This is a genomic window from Rhodoferax ferrireducens (assembly GCF_003347515.1).
Classification (GTDB): Bacteria; Pseudomonadota; Gammaproteobacteria; order Burkholderiales; family Burkholderiaceae_C; genus Rhodoferax.
On sequence record NZ_QEII01000300.1, the window covers coordinates 127,855 to 135,980 of the forward strand.

At 58.3% G+C, this 8,126-nt stretch carries 8 protein-coding genes; 4 read left to right on the forward strand and 4 right to left on the reverse strand.

Annotated elements, in window-relative coordinates; translation table 11 throughout:
* Positions 1-151: 151 nt before the first annotated feature.
* The 3 genes from C5P05_RS23055 to C5P05_RS23065 are packed head-to-tail and all read left to right on the forward strand — an operon-like array spanning position 152 to position 4,412.
* Positions 152-811: an ABC transporter ATP-binding protein gene (locus C5P05_RS23055; RefSeq protein WP_232834636.1), complete on the forward strand. Its 660-nt coding sequence runs from the start codon at positions 152-154 to the stop codon at positions 809-811.
* 10 nt (positions 812-821) lie between these two features.
* Entirely contained in the window at positions 822-3,185 is a 2,364-nt protein-coding gene (locus C5P05_RS23060; RefSeq protein ID WP_114972211.1) for an FtsX-like permease family protein, read from the forward strand.
* An 18-nt stretch (positions 3,186-3,203) separates the two neighbouring features.
* Positions 3,204-4,412 carry an efflux RND transporter periplasmic adaptor subunit gene (locus C5P05_RS23065; RefSeq protein WP_114972192.1) on the forward strand — a complete coding sequence of 403 codons (1,209 nt, stop codon included), beginning with the start codon at positions 3,204-3,206 and terminating at the stop codon, positions 4,410-4,412.
* A 3-nt stretch (positions 4,413-4,415) separates the two neighbouring features.
* On the opposite strand, the gene C5P05_RS23070 is transcribed toward C5P05_RS23065, so the two are convergent.
* Together C5P05_RS23070 and hemN are read right to left on the reverse strand one after the other, a co-directional pair.
* Positions 4,416-5,093, reverse strand: a complete 678-nt coding sequence (locus tag C5P05_RS23070; RefSeq protein ID WP_114972193.1) for a sulfite exporter TauE/SafE family protein — start codon at positions 5,091-5,093, stop codon at positions 4,416-4,418.
* Between the two features lie 9 nt (positions 5,094-5,102).
* Positions 5,103-6,500: an oxygen-independent coproporphyrinogen III oxidase gene (gene hemN / locus C5P05_RS23075; RefSeq protein ID WP_114972194.1), complete on the reverse strand. Its 1,398-nt coding sequence runs from the start codon at positions 6,498-6,500 to the stop codon at positions 5,103-5,105.
* A 141-nt stretch (positions 6,501-6,641) separates the two neighbouring features.
* On the opposite strand from hemN, the gene fnr reads away from it, so the two are divergent.
* The gene (gene fnr / locus C5P05_RS23080; protein ID WP_114972195.1) at positions 6,642-7,361 is read left to right on the forward strand and encodes a fumarate/nitrate reduction transcriptional regulator Fnr; all 720 of its coding nucleotides are present in this window, start codon (positions 6,642-6,644) and stop codon (positions 7,359-7,361) included.
* Between the two features lie 19 nt (positions 7,362-7,380).
* Here the strand turns inward: fnr and C5P05_RS23085 are convergent, their stop codons facing one another.
* Both C5P05_RS23085 and C5P05_RS23090 read right to left on the reverse strand, forming a co-directional pair.
* Positions 7,381-7,671 (reverse strand): hypothetical protein, encoded by a 291-nt coding sequence (locus C5P05_RS23085; protein ID WP_114972196.1) that lies wholly within the window; start codon positions 7,669-7,671, stop codon positions 7,381-7,383.
* Between the two features lie 32 nt (positions 7,672-7,703).
* On the reverse strand, positions 7,704-7,991 hold the full coding sequence (locus tag C5P05_RS23090) for a FixH family protein (RefSeq protein WP_114972197.1): 288 nt from the start codon (positions 7,989-7,991) through the stop codon (positions 7,704-7,706).
* Between the last annotated feature and the right edge of the window lie 135 nt (positions 7,992-8,126).

Sequence of the window (8,126 nt, forward strand, 5' to 3'; positions counted from 1 at the left end):
CCATGACACAGTGCCACTGGAACCGCCAACCGCGAAGGTCCAGACCGTGCCTCCAACCCCTCTCGCCATCATCACCAACACCGCTCCCCTTCTTGAACAGGCGGACCGCCCAGCCGTCTTTGTCGCAAAAGGTCTGAGCAAGATCTATCAGATGGGCGAGGTGAAGGTCCACGCCCTGCGGGAGGTTGACCTGACAATTTACCGCGGCGAGTTCATTGTCTTGCTGGGTCCTTCCGGCAGTGGCAAATCAACCTTGCTGAACATTCTGGGGGGGCTGGATCGACCCAGTGGCGGCATCGCGTGTTTTGCAGAGCATGACCTCACTGCGGCGACCGAATCCCAGCTCACGCAATACCGGCGCGAACATGTCGGCTTTGTGTTTCAGTTCTACAACCTCATTCCCAGCCTGACCGTGCGCGAGAACGTGGAGCTGGTCACCGACATTGCGGACCATCCCATGCCCGCCGTAGAAGCGCTCACACTGGTCGGACTGGCGGACCGGCTGGATCACTTTCCGTCGCAACTCTCGGGCGGCGAGCAGCAGCGCGTGGCCATTGCACGGGCGATTGTGAAACGTCCGGAAGTCTTGCTCTGCGACGAACCCACCGGTGCGCTCGACTACGTGACCGGCAAGCTGGTGCTGGAGGTGATTGAACGCATCAACCGGGAATTGGGCACCACTGCGATCGTGATCACCCACAACGCCGCGATTGCCGGCATGGCGGATCGCGTGCTCTACCTGGGCGGCGGGCGTATCCAGCGCGTCGAGCCAAACGCCCACAAGCTCCAGCCGTCGGAGCTGTCGTGGTGAAGGCTCTTTGGTGAAAGCGCTCGACCGCAAGCTGTTGCGTGATCTGCGCCTGATGTGGACCCAGGCGCTGACCATTGCGCTGGTGGTCGCCAGTGGCGTGGCCGGCTTTATCACGAGCTTTAGCGCCTACGATGCGCTGTCGTGGTCGCGCGATTTGTATTACGCCGACGCCCGCTTTGCCGATGTATTTGCGACGCTCAAGCGAGCGCCCCGTTCGATGGAGCGCCAGCTGGAACGCATTCCCGGCGCGGCCCACGTCGAAACGTCACTGACTGAGCTTGTGCCGATCACCATTCCGAATGTGGCGGATCCCATTGTTGGCCGCCTGATTGGCATGGACGCACGGGCACCCCAGCGGCTGAACAAGGTAAATCTGCGCCGCGGACGCATGATCGAGCCTCACCAGACGGGTGCCATCGAGGCGCTGGTGTCCGAAGGGTTTGCTATTGCACGCCAGCTCAAGCCGGGCGACCGAATCAGCGCGCTGGTCAATGGCAAACGCGAAGCGCTGTTGATTGTGGGGATTGCACTCTCGCCCGAGTACATCTTTGCGGGCATGGGTGGTTCGCCCGATCAGCGCGGCTTTGGCGTCTTCTGGGTTGACCGGCGGGCCCTGGCTGCCGCCTACAACATGGAAGGAGCCTTCAACCAGGTTGCAGTGCGGCTCGGGCCGGGTGCGACTGAGGGGCCCGTGATAGACCATTTGAACCGCTTGCTCGCGCCCTTCGGTGGCATCAGCGCACATGGCCGGGATCAACAGATGTCGCACATGATTCTCAACTCGGAGATCAAGGAGCAACGCGTGCTCGGCAGTGTATTGCCCAGCATTTTCCTCGCCGTGGCCGGATTCCTCCTCAACGTTGTACTCAGCCGGCAGATCGCGACACAGCGTGAACAGGTAGCTGCCTTGAAAGCCCTGGGCTACGACAACCTGGCCATTGGCCTGCACTATTTGAAGTTGGTGCTGGTGATTGTGGTGCTGGGGGTGGCGCTGGGCCTGGCCTTGGGCGCAGTAATGGGGCACTGGTTCGTCGGGGTCTATGCCGATGTGTTCCGGTTTCCGGAGTTGCGCTATCGGCTCAAACCGGTGCTGATCCTGGCGTCCGTGGGCGTCGCCCTGGCGGCGGCGGTACTGGCGACGCTCAATGCCATTCGCGCCACCGTGCAATTGGCGCCCGCCGAAGCCATGCGCCCACCGGCACCGGGCTTGTACAAGCCCATGCTGGTCGAACGCTGGGGCGTGCAGCACTGGTTCTCGCCTGCTGCGCGCATGATTATCCGGACCATGGAACGACGCCTCCTGCGCACCGGGCTGACAATCGTCGGCATCGCCGTAGCGATGGCGATTGTGATCACCGGGGCCTTCTGGCGTGACTCCATCGTCGTGTTGATGAACACCCAGTTCAACCATGTTCTGCGAGGAGACGTTTCGATCGGATTCATCGAAGCCAGCCCGGCCAATATCCAGCTGGAGATGGCCAAACTGCCCCATGTGACGGCAGTGGAAGGCGCCCGAACTGTCGCGGCCCGACTGGTTCATGCGAACCAGACCTGGCGTGGCACCATTCAAGGCAAACCTGAGCAGCCCAAACTGCACCGCATCGTCGGACTGGACCATGATGTTCACAATCCACCACACAACGGCTTGCTGCTGACCGACCGACTGGCCGAGCGTCTCAACGTCAAGCCGGGCGACACCCTGCGAGTGGAGTTTCTGGAGGGCCGGCTGGATGTGCTGGAGCTGACGGTCGCGGGTGTCGTGCCTGAAATGATGGGGTTGAACGCCTATATCGAACGGCGCGCATTGAACCGGCTTTTGCGGGAAGGCGACGTACTCAATCAAGTCACCGTGGCGGTGGACCGCGGTTATGAAACCGCCCTTTTGAACAAGCTGAAAGAGCTTCCAAGGGTTAGCGTGGCGGTTAGCAAATCGGTCATGAAGCGCAATATTGAAGAGGTGACCGCCCGCAATGTGCTGGTGTTCAGTGGAATCTTGACAACTTTCGCCACCATCATTGCCATTGGCGTGGTCTATAACAATGCCCGTATCGCCTTGGCAGAGCGGGCCTGGGAACTGGCCAGTCTGCGCGTGCTGGGATTCACCCGAGGTGAGGTCTCGGCCTTTTTGCTAGGGGAACTGGCGATTGAAATCGCGTTGGCCATACCGCTGGGCATGGTGCTTGGCTACCTGCTGGCATCGGCCATTGTGTCCTTGATCAAGACTGACGAGTTTTATTTCCCTTTTGTGATTCAACCCGCCACCTATGCCTATGCGGCCCTGTGCGTGTTTGCAGCCGGAGGTGTTAGCGCCCTGATTGTGCGCCGTCGGGTGGATAAGCTGGATCTGGTGGCCGTCCTTAAAACACGCGAATAAGGCAACTTGAGGAACACCATGAAGAGAAAAGCAATTTTCGGCGCTGCCGCTCTCCTGATACTGGCTCTGGTGTGGGCCTTCATGCCGAAACCAGCCGAGGTCGAAATAGCCACGGTGACGCAGGGGCGGTTTGAGCGTACTGTGCAGGAAGATGGCAAAACGCGCGTGCGCGACCGCTACGTCATATCGACACCGCTGACGGGCCGCGTGGCGCGGATCCACTTGAAACAGGGCGATACGGTGAAGATTGATGCGGGCGTGGCCACGCTTTGGCCGGTTGCTCCGGCACTGCTGGACGAACGCTCCCGTGCCGCGCAAGTGGCACATATCGGCGCCATGCAAGCCGCAGTGGCCAAAGCACAGGCCAACGTGGAACGGGCACGCGCGTCATTTGAACAGGGGCGAGCAGAATTCAAGCGCAGCGAGACGCTTGCCCAACTGGGTTTTGTATCACCCAACCAGAACGAGACGGAGCGGTTGAACGTCCGTCTGCGCGAGAAGGAGCTGGAAAGTGCACGCCAGGACGAGGCGGCCGCGCGCCATGAACTGGAACAGTCGAACGTCGCCTTGAAGCAATTCCTGCAACCGACACCCGCCACCACAGACCGAGCGCAGCGGGCTTTTGAGGTCAAGGCGCCTGTCTCCGGCAAGGTTTTGAAGGTGCTGACGCAGAGTGAGGGCATTGTGATGGCGGGCACCCCGCTGATAGAACTGGGCGACCCGGCCCAGCTGGAAGTGGTGGTGGATATCCTGACCGAGGATGCCGCACCGATCAAGCCAGGCACCAGGGTGCAACTGACGAACTGGGGTGGAGCTGACGTTTTACAGGGTCAAGTGCGGCTGATCGAACCGGCGGCCTTCACCAAAGTATCTGCTTTGGGTGTAGAAGAGCAGCGCGTGAACACGATTGTTGACATTACGTCGCCACCGGCTACATGGTCCACATTGGGTGATGGTTTCAAGGTTGATGTGCGGGTGCTGGTCCAGGTCGTGGAAAACGCCGTCAAGGTTCCGGTCAGCGCACTGTTTCCGGTGGGTGCACGATCGGCACTTTTTGTGCTGGACAAGGGCCGTGCACGCCTCAGAGAAATTGAAGTGGCAGCGCGCAACGGTGTCGAAGCATGGGTCAAGTCGAGCCTGCCGCCAGGCACCCAGGTGATTGTCTATCCAGATAACAAGTTGAGAGATGGCGACCGGGTCAAGGCACGCGGAATTCAGGCGCCGTGAACATCAGGGGGTTACGCACCAAGGCGCTGCATCGTGGGCAAAAGCCATCCACAGCGCCCAGCAGGAACTGGCGGCAAGTGCCAGACCAGCCAGACGTATGCCCCAGTCGCCGGAGCCTGAGCCACGCAAACGCAGCCAAAGCCAGGGGCCAGCCATCATGGAAACACTGGTCCCCAAGGCAAACAAGGCCATGACGGCTGCCCCTTCAAGTGCGCTGCCAGTCAAGGCCGCAACCAGCAAGGCCGAGTAAAGCAAACCACAGGGTAAAAAAGTCCACAGTGCGCCAATCACCAAGGGCGCTCCCCTGCCCCGCCCTGCGGCCAGCGAGCGCGCACCCGACCAGATTTTTCGGCCCGCCTGCTCCAGCCAGACAGGTTGCTGCGCTTTCCACAGGAGCAGCATGCCCAGCATAAAAGTCGCCACATGAAAAAGGGTCCACACAGGTCGCAGTGCCGCAGATTGGACTGTCAACCAGCCCAAACCCTGCATGGAGGCCGCCGCCACGGCGCCCAGTGCGGAATAGCCGAGAACCCGCCCGGCCTGGAAACTCCACATCGCCTGATTTTTTTGCGCGCCTGCTGCCTGCCCTATTCCAGCACAGGCAGCGCCGCACATGGCAATGCAATGCGGTCCGCCGGCCAAGCCCATGAGCAATGCTGTAACAGCAAGAGATGTCTGCATGGACGAAGATTAGATGATTTTGGAAAACCGGGCGCGTGTGCGGTCAGTCTGCAAATAGCGATCAAACACCATGGCCACTGCGCGTACAAAAAACCAGCCCATGGCGGTCACTTGAATGCCACTGTCGTCTAGCGTCACCAGCCCCTGTTCGGCCAGTTCCTGCAATGCCTCGATCTCGGATGCAAAGTAGTTCCGGAATTCAACGAGATAAGCCAGCTCGATGGATTCATACAACACATGCCCCTGACACATTAGAGACATGATCACGGCACGACGCACAAGGTCGTCGCGCGACATGCCCAGCCCGCGCACCACAGGAAAACGCCCCTGATCCAGATAGTCGTAATACTCTTCCAGCGTCTTGGCATTTTGGCTGTAGGTGGCGCCAATGCGGCCAATGGACGAAACGCCCAGGCCTATCAGGTCGCAATCCGGCTGGGTGCTATAGCCCTGAAAATTACGGTGCAGACGCCCCTGCCGCTTGGCTACGGCTAACGGATCGTCAGGGAGGGCAAAATGATCCATCCCCACATAGACATAACCTGCCTTCATGAAAGCGGACAGAGAACGCGAAAGCATGGCGACTTTGGCCGCGCCACTGGGCAACGAGGTAGTGGCAATCCTGCGTTGGGGCTTGAAACGTTCAGGCAAATGGGCATAGGCATACAGGGCGATGCGATCCGGTCGCAATTCAATCACCTGAGCCAGTGTGCGGTCGAATGACTCCGGACTTTGCTGCGGCAGACCATAGATCAGATCGACGTTGATGGAGTCAAAATTGCGCTGGCGTGCCGCTTCCAGTAGGGCAAAAACCTGCTCGGCAGGCTGTATGCGATGCACTGCTTTTTGGACCGCTGGATCAAAATCCTGCACACCAAAACTTAAACGGTTGAATCCAAGCTCGGCGAGCGTATCCAGCCGCGAGACATCAATGGTGCGCGGGTCAACCTCTATGGCATATTCCCCGCCGGGCACCAAGTTGAAGTTGCGCCGCAACATAGCCATCAATTCCCGCAGTTCGTCATCCGACAAAAACGTGGGCGTACCACCCCCCAGATGCAATTGCGTCACCGCTTGCCCGATGCCCAGATGCTCCGTGTGCAGTTCCACCTCTCTGCTCAGATAGCGCAGATAAGGCGCTGCGCGATCATGGTGTTTTGTAATGATCTTGTTGCAAGCACAGTAATAGCACAACGATTCACAAAAAGGAATGTGAACATACAGGGACAATGGCAGCGTCATGGCTGCCGCTCCAGAACGACGCTGTTTCAAGGCCTGCGTGTAGTCATCCGCTGAAAACGCTTCAACAAAACGGTCCGCCGTGGGGTAAGAGGTGTAGCGCGGCCCAGATACATCAAACCGACGCAACAGGTCCTCAGAAACAGGGTCAGCAACAGCGATCTTCATGGGTAGTCCTTGGCAAGGCTGACAAATATGCCTGAAAAGGTCAGAATATTTCTTGACCTCAATCAAATCTCACGGAAATTCAATTGACCCAAATATGACCCGCATCAGGAGCGTTAGGAAATTAGTGCCAAAATGAAAGCTATGAATCCTCAAACCATCAAAGTCGCCTGTTCAAACTGTAATTTGCGGGAACTGTGCATGCCTATGGGCTTGACGGCGGAGGAGCTGGACCGCATTGACGATATGGTCGCGGCCAGGCGCAAGATCAAGCGTGGCACAACCCTCTTTCGCAATGGCGAGAAGTTCACCAGTTTGTATGCCATTCGCACGGGATTTTTCAAAACCCGTGTGGCGTCGGAGGATGGCCGGGATCAGGTAACCGGGTTCCAGATGGCGGGCGAAGTTATCGGCCTGGATGGCATCGTCAACGACCATCACACCTGTGATGCGGTCGCGCTGGAAGACGCTGAGGTCTGCGTGATGCCGTTTGATCGGATTGAAGAGCTGTCGCGTGAAGTGAATGCGCTGCAACGCCACGTTCACAAAATCATGAGTCGAGAAATTGTGCGGGAGCACGGCGTCATGCTATTGCTGGGTAGTATGCGGGCAGAGGAACGCCTTGCCACCTTTCTCCTGAACCTCGTTCAGAGGCTTCATGCACGAGGATTCTCGCAGTCGGAGTTGGTGCTTCGAATGACCCGGGAAGAAATTGGAAGCTTTTTAGGACTGAAACTGGAGACAGTGAGCCGGACCTTTTCCAGATTTGCCGACGAAGGCATCGTGGAAGTCAAGCAACGTCATGTTCGCATTGTCAATACCGAGGCGCTAAAGGACATCGTCAATCCCAAAGCCTGCAACTAAGTTGCACTGCAACGCAGACCTAGCATGGGCCCTGCTTGGGGCATCCATCCGGGCGATCATCCTCGGGCAGCGGGCAGCTGTTAACTTCAAACGGAGACATCGCAAGCAAAGTAGTCAAGGCGCTCGATACCATGGTGATGCCCCAGAATACAAAAAAGGCCACAGTGTAGACAGCCTGCCGTGAAAGCTCTACGGGCTGACCAAACCAGTGCAGGTCTTGCGGATCGACCAACGCAAATACCACCATTTCAAGAACGCAGGCCACCAAAAAGGCAGGCCAGGCAATCCACATCATTCGTTGTGACAACATACTTGGCATCCTTTAAGCAAAGGTCTGTGGGCTCAGCGTTTGCTGATGTCTTTGGTCGTTGATGCCACGCCGGTCTGAGCGTGATTGCGCGCCTGCAATGCAGGCGCCAGGCTGGCGGCATTGGCATCCGTTTCCAATGCCTTATTGTTTTCCACACTCTTGCGGTAATAGTCTTCTGTAATGACCGGATCAGGCCTGGTCACCGCAAGATATAAAGTTATAAATCCGGCTACGACCACGATGGCGGGACCGGCAAAGACCATCCAGACGTGTCCATATTTCCACCAGGGGCCGCTTGAATCAAGGGTGCTTTGTTGCATAACAATCCTTATCGTGGAACTAAAAAAACCGACTTTTCAACCAGCCGACCCGACGAATCCAGCGCCTCAATCTCGAACTGCATCGGGTGCGAGCCCGGTGGCGCCACCTCGAACGGGGCCTGCACCCGCACCGGC